A 19,835-nucleotide genomic window follows, 5' to 3' on the forward strand; every position below is an offset into this window, starting at 1 on the left:
ATGGCCTGGAGCCTACGCGGCAGGTCATCTACCCGCGCGTAGGGGATGTGAGGTGGGTCACTATGGTCGATGACTAGTCTGGTACTGCCCGAATAGACGGAGAGGCGGGACAGTGACGCGCACGCTGTGCCTGGCGCAGGACGCCGAGGCGGACCGGCTACTGACCGAGGACCATTTCGCCACGCTGCTCGGCATGCTGCTGGACCAGCAATATCCGATGGAGCACGCCTTCCGCGGCCCGAAGAAGATCGCCGACCGGATGGGCGGCTTCGACATCCAGCGCATCGCCGAGGCCGATCCGCAGGAGTTCGAGGATCTCGCCGCGACCCCGCCCGCGATCCACCGCTACGGGCGGTCCATGGCCCGGCGCGCCCAGGAGCTGGCTCGCTACGTCATCGAGCACTACGACGGCAAGGCCGAGAACATCTGGACCGCGGGAGACCCGGACGGCAAGGAGGTGCTGCGCCGCCTGCGGGACCTCCCCGGCTACGGCGAGCAGAAGGCGAAAATCTTCCTGGCCCTGCTGGGCAAGCAACGTGGCGTGCGGCCGGAAGGCTGGCGCGCGGCGGCGGGCGCGTACGGCGACGAGGGCTCGCGCCGTTCGGTTGCCGACGTTACCGACGCCGAATCCCTCGCGCAGGTAAGGGAATTCAAGAAGCAGGCGAAAGCGGCAGCCAAAGCGAAGTAGTCCGGTGACCGTAACTCCCTGGTTGCCTATTTGAAATCGCCCTGCGTTTTTTCCTCGTTATCGCAGAGTCGGTGCCCGATGCTTTTGGCTGGTACGGCTCCACCTGAGATGAGGGATTGCAGGACATGAGGATGAGGAAGCTCGCCGTGGTGGCGGCGCTGGTGACCATTGCGACCGGAGTGGCCGCTGGTACGTCCGGTGCCGCCCCGGCAGAAGAAAACGCGGAAAGCGCAATCAATTTCACCGCGCACGCGACCGATACCCAGTCGATCATCGAAATCGACGCGGGCTCGCTGGTGGTCGAGAACGAGGTGCTCGAGGTGAAGGCCTCCAACGGTACCGTGCTCGCCGCGCAGCCGCTGCGGTTTCAACTCGACGACTTCGAATTCCCGATCGCCGCAGCGGTTTCCGGCCGCACCGCGACGCTGACGCCGGTGTTCGACCGGGAACACGCGGTCTACAAGCCGGTCGCTCTGCCGTACGAGGACAAGGCCCCGTGGAAGACCGAGTACGACCGTGAGGTCGCCGCTTGGACCCGTCTGACCAGCACGATCTCCGCCGGTGCGACCATCGGCACGCTCGTCGGCGGCCTGGCCGGCGGCGCCATCGGCTGCGTGCTCGGCGGCATCGCGGGGGCGACTGTCGCCTCCGCCGCGATCGTCGGCCTGTTCGGCGCGTTCATCCCGGCCGCGGCCATCGGCTGCCTCGGCGGCATCGTCGCCGTCGGCGCGCTCGGCACCCTCGCGGGCCAGATCCTGATCACCGCCCCGGTCGCCATCGGCGCCGCGATCCAGTACTTCACGACGATCAATCAGCCGTTCGTCGCACCGAAGTAATCCTTCCGCGTGAAAAGACTCCGCTCTGCCCGTCTTCCGGGTGAGCGGGGTCTTTTTCGCGTGCTCGCGACCTGGGGAAACAATGTGCGTGTGCACACAGCGGCGCGTCGAGGGTTGGTGCGTCGGGCAAATCGGTGTTAATTTTAATGACATGTCTGCCGGCCGATGGAACCTCCTGCGCGTCACTTACGTGACCGCCGCGTTGGGCCTGCGGCTGCCGTTGACACGCGAACTGTGTCGCCTCTCTTGCTGCAGCTGAGCTGTTTTTCCTGCTCGTTTGCTGCCTCGCCGCCCATGTAGGCATGTCCCGTTCGATTACGGGACTTCAGCAAGGATCTGCACAATGTCCCTTCCCACCCTTGAACGATCCGTCTCCAGGGTTGCGGGCAGCCGTGCCCGCGTCCAGCGCCCGGTTGTCGCCCCTGAGCTCCGCATCGGCGACAATCCGGCGGCCGCGGTGCTGCGCTCCGCGACCGGCGGTCCCGTCTCCCGCGACAATGCCGCGCGCACAACGGGTTTGAGCATCGCCACGGTCAACCGCCAGGTCTCCGCACTACTCGCGGCCGGCCTGCTGCGGGAACGTCCCGACCTGACGGCCTCGGGTGCGGTCGGACGCCCCCGCGTCCCCTTCGAAATCGATCACGACGCCTACCTGACCATCGGCATCCACATCGGCGCCGCGGTCACCAAGATCGTCGCCGCCGATCTGCGCGGCCGCATCCTCGGCGGCTTGGCCATCGCCACGCCGCAGACCGGCCAGGAATTCGCCACCACCACCGTCGCCCGCAGCGCCAAGGCGTTCCTGCAGCGCTGGCACCGTCGCAAAGCGCTGTGGGCCGGTGTCGCGATCGGTGGCCGAGTCGACCCGCTGACCGGCGTCGTCGACCACCCGAAGCTGGAATGGCGTGGCGCGCAGGTGGGTTCGGTGCTCGGCGAGGTGCTGGAGTTGCCCGTCTCGGTCGCGCCGCACGTCGAGGCGATGGCAGGCTCGGAGTTGTTGCTGCCCACCGGTGAGCCCAAAGACCAGGCCCGCGTCGAGCGGGGCAGCAGCCTGTATTTCTACGTGCGTGAAACCGCCGGTATCGCGGTGACTTTGGACGGTCGCGTGCACACGCCGAGCAACGGTCCGGGATCGATCGCGCACCTCCCCACCGGTTCGGACGTCGAATGCACCTGCGGACGGCGTGGTTGCTTGGAGGTGACCGTCGGTGATCGGTCGCTGCACTCCAGGGCCGTCGGCCGCGGCATCATCCCGGCGCACAACGGAACCGCGGGTTCGACCATCGCGGATCTGTATCGCGCGGCGGAGGCAGGTTCGGAATCGGCGCGCGAGCTGCTCGCCGAGCGGGCCACCATCCTCGGCCACACCGTGGCGATGGTGCGCGACATGCTCAACCCTGATCGGGTGATCCTCGGTGGCCAGGCCTTCACCGGCTATCGCCCGGCGGTAGCGCATGTGGCGCGCGCGTTCAACCAGGGTTCGACGCTGCCGCCCACCGATATCCGCATCAGCGGATTCGGTGGCAAGGTACAGGAATACGCCGCCGTGGTGACCTCGCTGAGCGTCCTCTACGCCGATCCGCTGGCCGCAGTCCGGCGAACCGCGTTGACCGACTGAGCAATACGACGAAGGGCGACCGGACGTGCTGTCCGGTCGCCCTTTTCGTGCGTGTGGGTCGTTTACCGATGCGGGTCGCCCGCGTTCGCGAACAAGCCTTCCAACGCCGTGATGAAGAACGGGAAGTGGCTTGCGAAGCGTTGCAAGTTGCGGTCGCGTTCGAAGCCGCCGAACCAGTAGAGGCCCGGTTGCGCGTCGGCCGACGGATCGAGGTCGCGGAAGGCGCGGATCCAATTGTCGGCCCGCGCACCGAGCACCGTGAACGGCAGGGCGCGAGAGAACACGGTCTCCTGGTCGATCGGCGGGATATGTTCGCGCCGCGTGGTCTCCAGGCCGCGCTGGAGCGCGCGGATCTGCCGGGCGAGTTCCAGCCCCCGAGTCGTCCGCACCGGCAGGTACTTCGGGGAGAGCAGAGTCGCGACACCGCCGAGCGCGATGGCGACACCGACCAAGGCGTGCCCCGAGGTGAGCGCGAGCGCTACGGTCACCGCGATACCCGCGACCACCAGCGCCCCACCGAGCCACACCGCGATGCCGGGACGTCGGCGATCGAGGAAGTTGCCGCGGGCGACGGCGTCGGCGATCAGTGCGGCGCGAACCGGACCGGAGGTCATCCGCCCCGGCGCGCGCAGCTCACCCAGTGTCACCGCGTCGGCGCCACCAGGCAGCAATGTCTGGTAGACGGCCTTCTCGTAGTCGCGCAGCTGATCGTCGGGCGTATTCACCCGGGTGATCCGCCAGTCGCTGTCGCTGAGCGGCGTGATCCGGATGTACCGGCGCACCGCGAGATCCACCACCGTGGCGGCGATGTCTACCGGATCGACATACCCGTCCAGCAGCAGGCCGGCCTCGCCGGGCAGCGCGCCGTCGGGTGAGGTGAACTGCACTCGATCGCCTTCGCGCAGCAGCGGGTCGATCGTCTCCGTGCCGCCGCCCACCGTCGCGTCCTGGCGGCGGGCGCGCAGCACGAAGACGACCAGGATCGCCAGCGCGAGTAGCAGGACACCGAACGCCACGAGCACCGGGGCGGTGATCGCGAAGGGGCCCGCGTCGCCGCCGCCGCGCACGTCGGCGTTGCTCGGCACGGTGCCGGGCGGCAATTGCAGCGTCAGGTCGATCGCGTCGCCCTTGTGCAGGTCGGTTTGCTCGAGAAAGAGGACGCCGTCGGACTCGATCTTGACGTCGGCGCACGGGCGGGTGTTGCCGGGCGGGCCGAGTTTGCAGTCCACGATGCCCATTTCGAAGCTCGGGCTGATCAGCGAGGCGCTGATGGACGCGATGTCGGCGCCAAGCACGCCGAGCCAATGGAACACCTGGGTGCCCGGCGCGTCACTGACGGTGTTCTGCACGGAGTACTGGAAGGTGGACTTGCCCGGCCGCGCCTCGATGGTGAACTGGTCGTTCGCGACCGTCGCGGTGCCAGGGCCTTCGGTGTTCACATCGGTGACCCGAAAGACGCGCTCGGCGTCGTCGCTCACCTTCAGCCGCAGTGGAAGCGACATCCGGAACGATCCGTCCGTCGGCACCGAAATCTGTTCGACGACCTCGAGGACACCCGCGCGATTCAGCTTCAGATCGGCGGTGATGGTCACGCCGTCGGGTGCGGGCTGGGCTTGGGCGACCGGGGCCGCCGCGAACATTGCCGCGATGGCGAGAAGCAGCGCGCCTAGGGCGGCCCCCCGAAAAGTCAGCATGGCTGCCTACTTTAGACAGCTTGCTATTCTGCGTCAGCGGCTGTCGGCGATCACTGAGACGAGGGGGTACGGGGGCGTGACACAACCACCGTACGGACACGGACCGGTCCCGCACAGGGGGCGTCCGGTTCCTCCGCCGCCCGGCTACGGTGCGCCCTATGGACCACGCCCCGGTTACGGTCCGCCACCCGGCTACGGCCCGCCGCCCGGCTACGGCCAGCCGCCGGGGTATGCCCAGCCCGGTTACGGCCCGCCGCCGGGATACGGCTCTCCAGTCCCTCCGCCGATGCCCTATGGTCCGCCCGGGCGGCCTCCTTACCCGCCGCGGCGCAAACGCGGTGGCGGTGGATGGGTGGTGCTGCTGATCGTCATCGTGTTCCTGGTCGCGGCGGGGCTGGTGCGCAACGCGATCTCGGTGGGACGCGGCGACAACGACGCGTCCGGCCCGCGACCGAGTTTCACGTTCGACGCCCAGCCGGACGGCTCGACCGGACCGTCGGAAACCGGAACCAACCCGTTGCTGACCGATCCGAGCACGACACTCGTTCCGGCGCGATGCGACTACTCGCCGTGGGGCACCCAGGTCGACGCCGCCCGCAAGTTCTTCGAAAGCGCCGCGTCGTGCCTGGAGTCCGCGTGGAAACCCGTGTTGCGCGAGGCGAATCTGCCGTTCCAGCCGCCGTCGCTGAACGTCAGCGCGACCACGTCGGGCATAACCACGCCGTGCACCGGCTCGACCAGCAATTTCGCCGCGTTCTACTGCCCGGCGAACAAGACCATCTACATGCCGATCAGCCAGTTGCAGACGGACTACTTCAAGGACAACTGGGTGGTCTACCTCTCGGTCTTCGCGCACGAGTACGGACACCATGTGCAGGCGATGTCCGGCATCCTGCGCAAGGCCAACAGCGATCGGGCCGACGCCGGGCCGCGCACCGCCAAGGGTTTGGAACTGTCCCGGCGAGTCGAATTGCAGGCCAATTGTTTCGACGGCATGTACCTCTCCTCGTCGTCGAAAGGCGGCTCGCTGACCGATCCGCAGATCACCGTGGCCCGCAAGGACGCCTATGGGCGCGGCGACCAAGCCGGGGACATGCGCGACCACGGGTCCGCCGAGCACGGCGGTCAGTGGTTCGAGACCGGACTGAACAAGAACCGTGCGGCCCAGTGCAATACGTTCACCGCGTCGGCGGGCTCGGTCAGCTGACGCGCCGAGCGGGCACTCGCCTCGCGGTGATCATCCGGTCCGGCTCAGGCCGGGCGAAGGGCGGCAGCGCTCCCCGGTGAGATAGTCCGCGATACCGCCCCGAGCCCGGTGCCGATTGCCGGGAGTGGCCCCATCGATCAGAGCTTCGGATCGTCGTCGAGCGTGCGATCGGGATGTGGACGTCCGAAATGCCCCTCGCCGAGGCGGCGGGGCGCGTGTCCGTGCACCCCTTCCGCATATGCCGTCTCGGCGTGCAGGGCGAAGTCGATCCCGGCGGTCTCGTCCTCCTTGCTGACGCGGAAGCCGACGAGCCGGTCGATGCCCTTGCCGAGCGCGAAGGAGACGCCGAAGGCGTAGGCCGCGACGACCAGCACCGCCACCAGTTGCTTGCCGAGCTGGGCGAGTCCACCGCCGAAGAACAGCCCATCGGCGCCGCCGGTCATCACCGCGGTGGCGAGCAAGCCGATCAGCACGGTGCCGACGACTCCACCGGCGAAGTGCACGCCGACCACGTCGAGCGAATCGTCGTAACCGGCCTTGAACTTCCAGCCCACCGCGAACGAGCACACCACGCCCGCGGCCAGCCCGACCAGCACCGCGCCCAGGGTGTTGACCGACCCGCACGAGGGCGTGATGGCGACCAGGCCCGCCACCACGCCGGAGGCGGCGCCGAAGGTGGTCGGCCTGCCGTCGCGGATCTGCTCGACCGCCAGCCAGCCGAGCATGCCGAGGCAGCCCGCCACCAGCGTGTTCAGGAAGACGGCCGCGGCGAGGCCGTTGGCCGCCAGCGCCGAACCGGCGTTGAAGCCGAACCAGCCGAACCACAGCAGGCCGACGCCGAGCAGCACGAAGGGCAGATTGTGCGGGCGCATCGCGTCGGTCCGGAATCCGATGCGGGGGCCGAGCACGAGCGCGAGGGCCAGGGCCGACGCGCCGGAGGCGATCTCCACCACCAGTCCACCCGCGTAGTCCAGCGCGCCGAACCGCGCGAGCCAGCCGTCCGGGCCCCACACCCAGTGGGCGATCGGCGCGTACACCGCCAGCGCCCACACCGGCACGAAGATCATCCACGCGGAGAATTTGGCGCGGTCGGCGATGGCGCCGCTGATCAGCGCTGCGGTCAGGACGGCGAAGGCGAGCTGGAACGTGACGAACAACAACTCCGGCACCGAGCCGTGCACCGAACCCGGATCGATGCCCGCCATGCCCAGGTGATCGAGGCCGCCGATCAGGCCGCCGCCCGCGTCCGCGCCGAACGCCAGGCTGTAGCCGAAAAGTAGCCAGGCCACGGTCACCAGCGGGATCGCGATGAAGTTCATCATCAGCATGTTGAGCACGCCGGTCGAGCGCACCATCCCGCCGTAGAAAATGGCCAGGCCGGGGGTCATCAGCAAGACGAGCGCCGTGCTGATCAGCAGCCAAGCGGTGGCCGCGGGGTCGATGGTCGGGGACACGGGTTACTCCTTCCGCGCGAATGCGCTGCGAGGAAGTTACCGAATGGTCGCTCGCGGGCCGACAACAGATCGGGAAAGTGTGACTCTCGGGTCAGGCGGAGGGCTGATCCTTCCGGACACCGCGCAGCCACGCGGCGACCGCGTCCGGCGTGGGCGGGTCCGCGCCGACCAGGTCGAGCACGGTGTAGCCGATGCATGCCGCGCCCATCACGCGGGAGGCGGTCGCTTCCGCGTCACCCCAGGGTAGGAAGGGTTTGGCGAGCAGGAGGGAGGCGATGCCGTGACCCACCGACCACAGCTCCAGCACGATCGGCAGCGGGTCGCGCGGCGCGATCGTCCCCTCGTCCATGCACTTGCGCACGGTGGCCGCGAAATGCTGGAAGGCCCCGCTGGTGAGGACCTGATCCACCGCTCCTCCGGTCTCGGTGGGCGCGGTCGCCAGCCGGTACTGCTCGGGATGCTCGAGGGCGAAACGGACGTAGGCCATGCCTTGGTCGTGCAGCTGGGTCAACGGAGAGGTCGCGGGGTCGGTGGCGGCCCGGATCGCGTCGGCGAGGTCTTCGAAGACCTTGGCCACGACCGCCTCGAGGAGCTCGTCCTTATCGGCGAAGTGCCGGTAGATCGACGGCGCGCTCACCCCCACCAGCTTGCTCACCGCCCGGATCGAGACGGCGTCGGCGTGCCCGGTGCTGGTGAGCAGCTCGGCCGTGGCCCGCAGGATCTCGTCGCGCAACTGGGCTCCGGAACCGCGCGGCGATCGCGGACGCCTCCCACCGATCATGCGCGTCCCGCGGTTTCCAGCGGGCGTGCTGCGGTGTCCTCCTCGCCCTCGGTCAACCCGATCTTGGCGTGCAGGCGGGCCAGGGGTGCGGGCGCCCACCAGTTGGCCGGACCGAGCAGGCGCATGAGCGCGGGCGCGAGCAAGCCGCGGATGAGCGTGGCGTCGGCGAGCACGGTCAGCGTGAGGCCGAGCCCGAGCAGCTGCATGAACGACACCTTCGCGGTCACCAGGGCGCCGAGCACGATGGCCATCAGCACGGCGGCGGCGGTGAAGATCCGGCCCGTGCGCGCCAGGCCGATCGCGACCGCGCGGGTGTTGTCGTGCGTGGCCAGCCATTCCTCGCGCACCCGCGACAGCAGGAACACCTCGTAGTCCATGGACAGGCCGAAGGCCAGGCAGAACATCAGGATCGGCATGGTCGGCACCAAGTATCCGACCGCGGTGAAACCGAGCAGGCCCGACAGGTGGCCTTCCTGGAACACCCACACCATCGCGCCGAACGCGGCGGCCAGCGACAAGGTGTTCAGCACGAGCGCTTTGACCGGCAGCACGACGCTGCCGGTGAACAGGAACAACACGACGAACGTGGTCAGCGCGATCAAGGCGGCGGCGAGCGGGAGCCGGGCGGCCAATGCCTGCAGCGAGTCGGCGTTGGCCGCCGCGGCGCCGCCGTAGAGCGCGTCACCCGGTGCGGGGACCGCCCGGATCGCTTTCAGCTGACGGTCACCGGCGGGCGAGAAGGGGTCGAGTTTGGTCGCGACGCTCAAGTAGGTCCCGGTGTCGTTGATCATTCCGGGCGGCGGCGGCGCGACTCGCGCGCCGGTCACGTAGACGCCCGCGGCCGAAAGCACCGCGGGCACGCCGTCCACCTTGGACAGTTGCGCGGCGTATCCGCCGAGGGCCGCGCTGTCGCCGCGATAGCCGTCCAGCACGATCGTGGTGCTGGCGACCGGATCGGCCTGGGGGAACTCGGTCCGCAGGGCGTCGCCGACCTGACGGCTGGCGGCGGAGTCCGGCAGCACCCGATCGTCTGGATAACCGAACTTGACCGAGAGGAACGGCGCGCCCAGCGCGAGCAGCAGCGCGATGATCGCGACCGCGACCGGCGCGGCGTGCCGCATCACCACGCCGGCCAGCCGGTACCAGGCGGTGTCCTCCGGCGCCTGCGGGCCGGGTGCGGGCGCGCCGCGACCGAACAGGCGGCGCAGCGGAGCCCGCAGGTCGAGGGAGTTCACCCGATGGCCGAGCAGCACCAGCGCCGCGGGCAACACCACGATCGACGCGATCGCCGCGGCGGCGACCACCGCGACGCCCGCGTACGCGAAGCTTTTCAGGAAGTACAGGTCGAACACGCTCAGGACGGCCATCGAGAGTGCGACGGTGAGCGCGGAGAACAGCACGGTGCGCCCCGCGGTCTGCACGGACCGGATGGTGGCCGCGGCTGGATCCAAGCCGTTGGCGAGTTCTTCCCGGAAACGGCTGACGATGAACAGGCTGGAGTCGATGGCCAGCGCCAGCCCCATCGCCGTCGTCATGTTCAGCGCGTAGATGGAGACATCGGTGAACAGCGTGAACATGCGCAGCAGCGCCAGCGTCGCGAGAATGGCGAACACCCCGATGGCCAACGGGAGGGACGCGGCGACGAGGCTGCCGAACACCAGGATCAGCACGATCATCGACAGCGGCACCGCGACGCCCTCGGCCAGCGCGAGGTCGCGGGTGGTCTGCTCGGTGACGTCGTGATAGATCGCGGCGATGCCGCCTTGGCGCACGGTGATGCCGTTGGAGACGCCCGCGAACTGCCGTTCCAGGTCGCTCGCGGTCTGCTGCACCTGGGTCTCGTCGCCTTCGATGTAGGCGACCACCAAGGCGCTCTTGCCGTCGGTGCTGCGTAACGCGTTCGCCAGCGGCTGCGGCGTGGTCCAGTAGGACTGGACGCCCTGGACGTCCGTGCGGGATTTGAGCGAGTCGGCCAGCACTGTGCCCGCCGCCTTGGTGGCCGGATCGTCCGCGCCCCCGTCCGAGCTGACCAGCAGGACGAAATTGGGCGCCGCCCCGGCGAAGTTGTCCGCGATCAACTGGGCGACGCGAGCGGACTCGGCATTGGCGGAGGTGAAACCGCCCGATTTCAAGTGCGCGGGCGCGGTAGCGCCGAAGACGCCGCAGAGCACGGCGACCGCGAGCGCCGCGGCCAGCACGGTACGCGGAGATCGGGTGATGAATCGGGCCATCCGGGTCAGCATCGCGGCTCCGCTCGCTAGGTTAACGGCGTTAGAGTAACGCCGTTAACCTATGCTGTCGAACTCGCACGACGCGCCCGAGGTCAACCGCGGGACTTACGGATGGCCCGCAAGCCCCTTCGGCCGGGCACGGGAAGGTCGTCGCACATTTCCACCCATTCCGCGGTGGTCAGCCACAGCTGCTGGGCGCGGGCATCGGCGGTGTTGTGGAAGATCCGGCGGCCCCGGTCGTCGCGCAGTTCTTGCGCGACCACCGACCAGCGCGGCGGGCGGCCGTGCTCGGCCTGGTAGTCCGCCAGATACGTCGCGATCGCGGTGCCGATGGTGTTCACGGGACGCAGCGACACCCGGTTGCCGTACTGCGCCGCGTAGAAACGCCGCGCCGCGCACAGGGACCGGGGATTGGCGTTGGAGGCGATCCACCCCGCGCGCTGCGCGCGCTCGATGAGCCAGAGGTGTTTGACCGCCGACGGCGCGATATTGCCGACGCGGGTGCGGATCAGCGTCATGATCTGCTCGGTGCACAGCACGTCACGGCGGGTGGGGCCGTAGCCGTGCGCGGTCCAGTGCGCGTCCGCGAGTTTGGCGAGCACCCGGCCGAAGTCGTCGATGCTGCGCTGGGCGCGGCGGCCGAGGCGTTCGATGCGCTCGGCCTCGCGGCGCATCTCGTTCTGCGCGGTCAGGGTGCGGATCGCCGCCATGGTTGGCACCTGGCCGCGTTCGAGAAGTTCGAGGATGGCGGCGGCGGTGGCCGGATCGGCGGCCGCGGTCACCGGCAGCGAGTCGCGCTTGATCGCGAACTCCTGGGGACTGATGGCGCGGCTCAAGAGGGCGACGGCGGAGCGGTCGCCTGCGAAATCGGTGCTGGAGAGCCAGGCGGCGGCGATGTCGTCACACGACACGTGGACGGTCCTCCGGTGGAAGTGGGGATTGGCGCTGGTCACCCGTTGGCGGAGCTTTGTTGGTTGTGCCCCGGTCGGGATGAGGGACCGGCCGGGGTCACCAACCTGATGAAGGTTTGGCTACCGAAGTTGCCGTCTGCCACGTTAGCCAGACGATTGCATCGATGTCACCCATGGTGACGGTTTCGTTATTTCCAAAAAGTGGAGGTAAATCGGGGTCGGAGTCCATCTTTTCCGGCCGCGGCGGGATGCCGCGGCGGGTGCGTCCGGTATTCGCACGTGCAGGATAAGTGATAGCTCTGAGGTTGCTGTTGCGCATGTCCCGGTCGGCCGTCGAAGAAGGCGACGCGCATGTTGTGACTTGGATCACATTTATCGACGACCGTGTGCGGCTGATCCGGGCGGTAGGCGGGCATGCGCGTTGTCGGTGGTCGCCGGTAACCTCTGGCCGTGGCTCTGTACCGGAAGTACCGACCGGCAACATTCGCTGAGGTGGTGGGTCAGGAGCACGTCACCGACCCGCTGAGTACCGCGCTCGACACGGGGCGGATCAGCCATGCCTATCTGTTCTCCGGTCCGCGCGGCTGCGGCAAGACGTCTTCCGCGCGCATCCTCGCCCGATCGTTGAACTGTGCGCAAGGGCCCACTTCGACGCCATGCGGCACCTGCCCGTCGTGTGTGGCGCTCGGGCCGGGCGGCCCGGGAAACTTGGATGTCATCGAACTCGACGCCGCGAGCCACGGCGGTGTCGACGACACCAGGGAATTGCGGGACCGCGCCTTCTACGCGCCCGCGGAGTCCAGGTACCGCGTGTTCATCGTCGACGAGGCGCACATGGTGACCACCGCCGGGTTCAACGCGCTGCTCAAGATCGTCGAGGAGCCACCCGCGCACCTGATCTTCATCTTCGCGACCACCGAGCCGGACAAGGTGCTGCCGACCATCCGTTCGCGCACGCATCACTATCCGTTCCGGCTGCTGCCGCCCGCCACCATGCGCGGACTGCTCGGGCGGATCTGCGAGCAGGAACACGTGCGCGTCGAAGAAGCCGTGTACCCCTTGGTGATTCGCGCGGGCGGCGGTTCACCGCGCGACAGCCTGAGCGTGCTGGACCAGCTGCTGGCCGGCGCAGGCCCCGAGGGCGTCACATATGCCCGCGCGGTCTCGCTGCTCGGTGTCACCGACGTGGCGCTGATCGACGACGCGGTCGAAGCGCTGGCCGCCGACGACGGCGCAACCTTGTTCGGCACCGTCGACCGGGTGATGGAGGCGGGCCACGATCCGCGCCGTTTCGCCGTCGACCTGCTCGATCGCTTCCGCGACTTGATCCTCCTGCGGGCGGTGCCCGACGCCACCGAACGCGGCCTGGTCACCGGCCCCGGCGACGTGCTCGACCGGATGCGCGATCAGGCCGAGCGATTGGGTTCGGCCACCTTGACCCGCTACGCCCAGCTGCTGCACGAAGGTCTCGGGGAGATGCGCGGCGCCACAGCGCCGCGACTGCTGCTCGAAGTCGTCTGCGCGCGCATGTTGCTGCCCTCGGTGTCCGACGCGGAATCCGCCACCCTGCAACGGTTGGAACGGCTCGAGCGCGGTCTGGCCGGTGGTTCCATCGCCCCGGCGCCCGCCGCGTCGTCGGCGCAGGCTCCCGCGCCGTCGCCTGCGGCTGGTTCGCCGTCGGACCCGCCTCGTCGCCGAGGTGCCGAGGCGCTGGCCGCGATTCGTCGCGAGAACCGCGGGGGTGACCGCTCGGGAAGCGCTGCGGAAACCGGTGGTTCGGCGCATGTCGGGGCAGGGGACCGTGCCGGAGGCGCATCCGCGGGTGCGGGGAATGTCGATGACACGACGCCGGTCGGTGGTGGGCGAGCCGAGAATCCGTCTGCCGATACGGCGGGCTCCGGTGCCGGTGCGGAATTCCCGGGTGCCGGAGGCGGGCGTCCGACGGAGCCTGTCGTTGGCGAATCGGTCGCGCCGGGTTCGCCTGCGCAAGGGGGTACGGATCGTCCTGTGCGGGTGGCCGAACCGGATTTCGCCGAATCCGGTGGTGCGGCAGGAATGACGCCGCGGCGAGAGGCGAGTGCGACCATCGAATCGAGTGCTCCGCAACGCGGGACGGCAGGCTCGGCGTCTGCGTCATCCGCCGCCGCGCGTGGTGCGAGCGCGATGCCGGGCGATCTCTCGTCCGAAACCGAAGAGGCACGAAGGCCTTCCGACCTTTCGGCGACGTCTGAGCGCGGATCGTCGGAGCAGGAAACGAATGCGCGGGCGGCCTCGTCGGTCGTCGATCCGGCCGCCGGGCGACAGCAAGGGACCGATCCGGCTGCCGGACGGGGTTCTACCGCCGGGCGGGAGCAAGGGGCTGATGCGGCTGCCGGACGGGGTTCTGCTGTGGGGCGGGAGCAAGGGGCTGATGCGGCTGCCGGGCGGGGTTCTGCTGCCGGGGGCGAGCGCGGGGCTGATTCGGCTGCCGAGCAGGGATCTGCTGCCGGGCGGGAGCAAGCGGCCGGCCAGGCTGCCGGGCGGGGTTCTGCTGCCGGGGGCGAGCGCGGGGCTGATTCGGCTGCCGAGCGGACCGTCGGGCACGGCGATCAGGCTCGGTCCGCCGCGCCGGCGTCTCATGCGACCGGTTCGTCCGCGCAGGAGCTCGCCGCCGGTCCTGTTGCCACACCGAGCGCTGATCTGTTGCGGGAAGTGGAAGCCGCCTGGGCGGACATTCGCGCCAAAGTGCGTGAGTTCGGTGCCGCCGTGCAGGCGATGCTCGCCGGTGCGTCGGTTGCCCGGGTGGAGGGCGAGGTCATCGTCTTCGCGCACCAGCACGCGCCGCTGGCCAAGCGCCTGTCCGATCCGCGCAACCTGGAGGCGGTCCGGTCGGCAGTACGGGCGGTGCTCGGCCGCGACCACGAGGTCCGCTGGGAAGCGGGCGGCGCCGCGCCACGGCCCGCCGCCGCGCCGCGATCGGGCGGTGCCGCGAACCGACCCCGCGGGCAGGCGGGCAACCAGCCTGGACGTGAATCCGGCAACGCGGCGACCCGTGGTTCGGCCGCGCCCGCGCCGCGCTTCTCCCGCCCGAGTCAGGCGAAGAACGCGAACGCCGACAAGGCCGGCGGCGGGGGGCGTTCCGGCGCAGGCGGCGCCGACAAGCGGCCGTATCCCGCGGACGACGATATCCCGCCGCCCGACTACCCCGACCTACCCGACGACCCCGGCCCCGGCCCCGCGGACTATCCGCGGTACGACGCCGGGCCGAGCGCGGGCGACGCGTCGACCGACCTGGACTGGGACGGGGCCCGGGTCATTCCCGCCTCGACCCCGGAAGAGGAGCAGGAGATGATGGCAGCCGCGGCCGATCCGGTGGCTCCCGGCGACCGTCGCGACCCGGACGAGGTCGCCCTCGAATTGCTGAAGAGTGAGCTGGGTGCCACACGATTGGATGGTTGACAACCACCGTTCTCGCAACGTTAAGTTAACCGGAGTTCGCACTCCACGGTAGTATGGACGGGTAGCCGGGAGCTTCGGTACGCCGACGTTCTATGGTATGCCCAGGCGTACGGGCGACCTGGCCGTACGTTCGTCCTGTCTTGCCTGGTTTTGTACAGCGTTAGGAACGGTCGGTCGCAAGGCCGGTCGGCGAGGTCAGCCGCAGCCATGCCGCATCCGCGGTGTCGCCGCACACCAGCGCTCGGACGGACGAAAGTCCGGCCGCCGCACATTGAGGAAGGAACACTCCATGACCACAGAGGCCTACATTTACGAGGCCATCCGCACTCCGCGCGGCCGTGGCAAGAAGAACGGCTCGCTGCACTCGGTCAAGCCGATCGACCTGACTGTCGGTCTGATCCAGGAGCTGCGCGGGCGCTTCCCGAACCTCGACGAGGACCGGATCTCCGACCTGATCCTCGGCGTGGTCGCGCCGGTCGGCGATCAGGGCGCGGACATCGCCCGTACCGCGGTCACCGTGGCAGGCCTGCCCGACACCGTCGGCGGCTTCCAGCTCAACCGCTTCTGCGCCTCCGGCCTCGAGGCGGTCAACCTCGCCGCCCAGAAGGTTCGCTCCGGCTTCGACGACCTGGTTCTCGCCGGTGGCGTGGAGTCCATGTCGCGCGTGCCGATGGGCTCCGACGGCGGCGCCTGGGCCCTGGACCCGGCCACCAACTACGACACCTACTTCGTCCCGCAGGGCGTCTCCGCCGACCTGATCGCCACCATCGAGGGCTTCAGCCGCGACGATGTCGACGCCTACGCGGTGCGCTCGCAGGAGCTGGCCGCCAAGGCCACCACCGGCGGCTACTTCGCCAAGTCGATCGTGCCGGTCAAGGACCAGAACGGCATCGTCGTGCTGGACAAGGACGAGCACATGCGTCCCGGCACCACCGCCGAGGACCTGGCCAAGCTGCAGCCGTCCTTCGCCGTGATCGGTGAGATGGGCGGCTTCGACGCGGTGGCGCTGCAGAAGTTCCACTTCGTCGAGAAGATCAACCACGTGCACCACGGCGGCAACAGCTCCGGCATCGTCGACGGCGCCGCGCTCGTGCTCGTCGGTACGGAAGAGGCGGGCAAGGCCTCCGGCCTGACACCCCGCGCGCGCGTCGTCGCGACCGCCACCAGTGGCGCCGACTCCACCATCATGCTCACCGGTCCTACTCCGGCCGCCAAGAAGGTGCTGGCCAAGGCGGGTCTTACCCTCGATGACATCGATCTGGTCGAGATCAACGAGGCGTTCGCCTCCGTGGTGCTGAAGTTCCAGAAGGACCTGAACATCCCGGACGAGAAGCTGAACGTCAACGGCGGCGCGATCGCGATGGGCCACCCGCTGGGCGCCACCGGCGCGATGATCACCGGCACCATGGTCGACGAGCTGGAGCGCCGCAACGGCCGCTACGCCCTGATCACCCTGTGCATCGGCGGCGGCATGGGCGTGGCCACCATCATCGAGCGGGTCTGAACCCCAACCGACAGCTGAGAATTCACGGCGGCGTGAGCGTCAGGCCCGGAGGCGGCAGCCTGCGTATCCACGTAGGGCCGCGAACGCTGCTAATTCACCAAGGAGACACAGAGCTGTGAGCGAAACCAACATGATCGGTTGGGAGCAGGATTCGGATGGCATCGTCGTACTGACGATGGACGACCCGAACCAGGGCGCCAACACGATGAACGAGCTGTACAAGAAATCGATGACGGCCACCGTCGACCGGCTCGAGGCGGAGAAGGACAACATCACCGGTGTCGTCCTGACCTCCGCGAAGAAGACCTTCTTCGCCGGCGGCGACCTGAAGAACATGATGAAGGTCGGCCCGGACGACGCCCAGACGCTGATGGAGGAGCTCACTGAGATCAAGAGCGCCCTGCGTCGCCTGGAGCAGCTGGGCAAGCCGGTCGTGGCCGCCATCAACGGCGCGGCGCTCGGCGGCGGCCTGGAGATCGCGCTGGCCACCCATCACCGCATCGCGGCGGACGTGCCGGGTTCGCAGATCGGTCTGCCCGAGGCCACCCTCGGCCTGCTGCCCGCGGGCGGCGGCGTCATCCGCACCGTGCGCATGCTCGGCCTGCAGAACGCCCTGATGCAGGTGCTGCTGCAGGGTCAGCGCAACAAGCCGGCCAAGGCCAAGGAGATCGGCCTGATCGATGAGCTGGTCGGTTCGGTCGAGGAGCTGATCCCCGCCGCCAAGGCGTGGATCAAGGCCAACCCCGAAGCCGGCGTGCAGCCTTGGGACAAGAAGGGCTTCAAGATCCCCGGCGGCACCCCGTCGTCCCCGGCCTTCGCGGCCAACCTGCCCGCGTTCCCGGCGAACCTGCGCAAGCAGATCAAGGGTGCGAACATGCCCGCGCCGCGCGCGATCATGTCCGCCGCGGTCGAGGGCTCGCAGGTCGACATCGACAACGCGTCGCTGATCGAGTCCCGCTACTTCGTGCACCTGCTCACCGGCCCGGTCGCGAAGAACATGATCCAGGCGTTCTTCTTCGACCTGCAGACGATCAACAACGGCGGTTCGCGTCCGAAGGACGTGCCGAAGAAGGAGATCAAGAAGGTCGGCGTGCTCGGCGCGGGCATGATGGGCGCGGGCATCGCGTACGTCTCCGCGAAGGCGGGCTACGAGGTCGTGCTGAAGGACGTCTCCATCGAGGCGGCCGAGCGCGGCAAGAACTACTCCGAGAAGATCGAGGCCAAGGCGCTCTCCCGGGGCAAGACCACCGAGGAGAAGTCCAAGGCGCTGCTGGACCGGATCAAGCCGACCGCGGACGCGGCCGACTTCGCCGGCGTCGACTTCGTCATCGAGGCCGTCTTCGAGAACACCGAGCTGAAGCACAAGGTGTTCCAGGAGATCGAGGACGTGGTCACCCCCGACGCGCTGCTCGGCTCGAACACCTCCACCCTGCCGATCACCGGTCTGGCGACCGGCGTGAAGCGCCAGGAGGACTTCATCGGCATCCACTTCTTCTCGCCGGTCGACAAGATGCCGCTGGTGGAGATCATCCGGGGTGAGAAGACCTCGGACGAGGCGCTGGCCCGGGTGTTCGACTACACCCTCGCGATCAGGAAGACTCCGATCGTCGTCAACGACAGCCGCGGCTTCTTCACCTCCCGCGTGATCGGCACCTTCGTCAACGAGGCGATCGCCATGCTCGAGGAGGGCATCGAGCCCGCCACCATCGAGCAGGCCGGTCTGCAGGCGGGCTACCCGGCCGCGCCGCTGCAGCTGTCGGACGAGCTGAACATGAAGCTCATGCAGAAGATCGCCAAGGAGACCTTGGAAGCCGCGCAGTCGGGCGACACCACCCTGGGCGTCAAGCGGCACCCGGCGCAGGACGTCATCGACTACATGGTGTCCGAGGGTCGTCCGGGCCGCCTGGAGAAGGCGGGCTTCTACGAGTACGACGAGAACGGCAAGCGCACCGGTCTGTGGCCGGGCCTGCGTGAGCACTTCAAGACCACTGCGGGCTTCGGCGTCCCGCTGCAGGATCTGATCGACCGCATGCTGTTCGCGGAGGCGATCGAGACCCAGAAGTGCTTCGACGAGGGCGTGCTCACCTCCACCGCCGACGCGAACATCGGTTCGATCTTCGGCATCGGCTTCCCGGCCTGGACCGGTGGTGTGCACCAGTTCATCGTCGGTTACCCGGGTGGCCAGGAGGCCTTCGTGGAGCGTGCCGACTACCTCGCCAAGACCTACGGCGAGCGCTTCGAGGTTCCGGCCTCGCTGCGTAAGTAATCGCGCGCCGCGACGCAACGCCGAAGCCCGCCATCGCTTTTCGCGGTGGCGGGCTTCGGCCGTTTTCCGGCCCGTTCGCCTGCGCGTCCGTTCGGCGCGATAGGTTGGCAGCCGTGCCGAGACGTAGTCGCCATGTTCTGATCGCCAGTTGCGCCCTCGCGCTCGCATCGGCCCCGGTGGCGGCCGCCGATCCGGTGACGACGCCATCGGTGCGTTTGCTGGGCGAGCAAGTCGTCGCGTCGAGCCTGGACTTCGCGGGCACCACCGTGGGTGGCCTGTCCGGGATCGACTACTCCGCGCGCACCGGTGAATTCGTGCTGATCAGCGACGATCGTTCGAACAAGAACCCCGCGCGGTACTACACCGCGCGCTTCGAGGTCGGCGAGCGCGGAGTCGGACCGGTGACCTTCACCGGCACGCACCCCCTGCTGACCGCGGCGGGCGCGCCCTACGCGCCGATGTCGGTCGACCCGGAGGAGATCCGGGTGGACCCGTGGACCGGCGATTACTTCTGGACGCAAGAAGGCGAGCGGGACGGCGCCCTGCTGCAAGATCCGTCGGTGCGGATCGCGCACCCGGACGGCTCCTATGTCGGTGACCTGCCGATCCCGGAGAACGAGCGGATGCGCCCCGACTCCGGGCCGCAACAGAACCAGGCACTGGAGGCCGCGACCTTCCTCGCGGGCGGCACGTTGTTCGCCACCGCCACGGAAGGGCCGCTGCTGCAGGACGGGCCGGCGGCGACCACGACGAGCGGGGCACTTACGCGGATCACCGTCCAGGCGCGATCCGGGCCATTGCTCGCCCAGTACGCGTATCCGCTGGATCCTGTCTTCGCCGAGTCGCGGCCGCAGCCCGGCCGCGGCGCGAACGGGATCGCTTCGATCCTCGCCGCCGATCCGCTGGACCCCACGAAACTTCTTGTGCTGGAACGGTCCTTCTCGCCGGGCACGCCCAACAAGATCCGCGTCTACGAGGCCGATCTGAGCGCCGCGACCAACATCCTCGACGGCTCGATCGGCGCTGCCCGCCCGGTGGCCAAGCGGCTGCTGGTGGATCTCGACGACGTTGGGCTCGCCGCCGTCGACAACGTGGAGGGCATGACCTGGGGGCCGCGTCTGCCCTCCGGTGAGCGCACCTTGGTTCTGGTCAGCGACGACAATTTCGACAGCCGCCAGATCACCCAGATCATCGCCCTCGCCGTGGC

13 protein-coding genes are annotated in these 19,835 nt (G+C 68.9%); 8 read left to right on the top strand and 5 right to left on the bottom strand.

Going from position 1 to position 19,835, the window contains the following annotated elements:
- Positions 1-112: 112 nt before the first annotated feature.
- From ACL03I_RS28505 to ACL03I_RS28515, 3 genes are all read left to right on the top strand, one after another.
- On the top strand, positions 113-688 hold the full coding sequence (locus ACL03I_RS28505) for an HhH-GPD-type base excision DNA repair protein (protein ID WP_356963408.1): 576 nt from the start codon (positions 113-115) through the stop codon (positions 686-688).
- 125 nt (positions 689-813) lie between these two features.
- Complete coding sequence (locus ACL03I_RS28510) at positions 814-1,524, top strand: hypothetical protein (protein ID WP_379249986.1); 711 nt, start codon at positions 814-816, stop codon at positions 1,522-1,524.
- 343 nt (positions 1,525-1,867) lie between these two features.
- Positions 1,868-3,142 (top strand): ROK family transcriptional regulator, encoded by a 1,275-nt coding sequence (locus ACL03I_RS28515; RefSeq protein WP_356963410.1) that lies wholly within the window; start codon positions 1,868-1,870, stop codon positions 3,140-3,142.
- Positions 3,143-3,204: 62 nt separating this feature from the next.
- Here the strand turns inward: ACL03I_RS28515 and ACL03I_RS28520 are convergent, their stop codons facing one another.
- Positions 3,205-4,836 (bottom strand): DUF2207 family protein, encoded by a 1,632-nt coding sequence (locus tag ACL03I_RS28520; RefSeq protein WP_412807396.1) that lies wholly within the window; start codon positions 4,834-4,836, stop codon positions 3,205-3,207.
- 352 nt (positions 4,837-5,188) lie between these two features.
- On the opposite strand from ACL03I_RS28520, the gene ACL03I_RS28525 reads away from it, so the two are divergent.
- Positions 5,189-6,043 (top strand): neutral zinc metallopeptidase, encoded by an 855-nt coding sequence (locus ACL03I_RS28525; protein WP_412807397.1) that lies wholly within the window; start codon positions 5,189-5,191, stop codon positions 6,041-6,043.
- A gap of 137 nt (positions 6,044-6,180) precedes the next feature.
- On the opposite strand, the gene ACL03I_RS28530 is transcribed toward ACL03I_RS28525, so the two are convergent.
- From ACL03I_RS28530 to ACL03I_RS28545, 4 genes are all read right to left on the bottom strand, one after another.
- Complete coding sequence (locus ACL03I_RS28530) at positions 6,181-7,497, bottom strand: ammonium transporter (protein ID WP_356963413.1); 1,317 nt, start codon at positions 7,495-7,497, stop codon at positions 6,181-6,183.
- A gap of 91 nt (positions 7,498-7,588) precedes the next feature.
- Positions 7,589-8,230, bottom strand: a complete 642-nt coding sequence (locus tag ACL03I_RS28535; RefSeq protein ID WP_356963414.1) for a TetR/AcrR family transcriptional regulator — start codon at positions 8,228-8,230, stop codon at positions 7,589-7,591.
- 44 nt (positions 8,231-8,274) lie between these two features.
- Entirely contained in the window at positions 8,275-10,521 is a 2,247-nt protein-coding gene (locus tag ACL03I_RS28540; protein WP_412807398.1) for an MMPL family transporter, read from the bottom strand.
- Positions 10,522-10,601: 80 nt separating this feature from the next.
- A complete protein-coding gene (locus ACL03I_RS28545) occupies positions 10,602-11,420 on the bottom strand; it encodes a hypothetical protein (protein WP_356963416.1) in 819 nt (272 codons plus the stop codon).
- 450 nt (positions 11,421-11,870) lie between these two features.
- On the opposite strand from ACL03I_RS28545, the gene ACL03I_RS28550 reads away from it, so the two are divergent.
- The 4 genes from ACL03I_RS28550 to ACL03I_RS28565 all read left to right on the top strand — a co-directional run.
- The gene (locus ACL03I_RS28550) at positions 11,871-14,858 is read left to right on the top strand and encodes a DNA polymerase III subunit gamma and tau (protein WP_412807399.1); all 2,988 of its coding nucleotides are present in this window, start codon (positions 11,871-11,873) and stop codon (positions 14,856-14,858) included.
- Positions 14,859-15,147: 289 nt separating this feature from the next.
- The gene (locus tag ACL03I_RS28555) at positions 15,148-16,362 is read left to right on the top strand and encodes an acetyl-CoA C-acetyltransferase (RefSeq protein WP_355078734.1); all 1,215 of its coding nucleotides are present in this window, start codon (positions 15,148-15,150) and stop codon (positions 16,360-16,362) included.
- Positions 16,363-16,477: 115 nt separating this feature from the next.
- On the top strand, positions 16,478-18,628 hold the full coding sequence (locus tag ACL03I_RS28560) for a 3-hydroxyacyl-CoA dehydrogenase NAD-binding domain-containing protein (protein WP_412807400.1): 2,151 nt from the start codon (positions 16,478-16,480) through the stop codon (positions 18,626-18,628).
- Between the two features lie 113 nt (positions 18,629-18,741).
- The coding region (locus ACL03I_RS28565; protein ID WP_412807401.1) for an esterase-like activity of phytase family protein at positions 18,742-19,835 on the top strand (1,094 nt) is incomplete at its 3' end.

Source organism: Nocardia sichangensis, from assembly GCF_047200615.1.
Taxonomy (GTDB): domain Bacteria; phylum Actinomycetota; class Actinomycetes; order Mycobacteriales; family Mycobacteriaceae; genus Nocardia; species Nocardia sichangensis.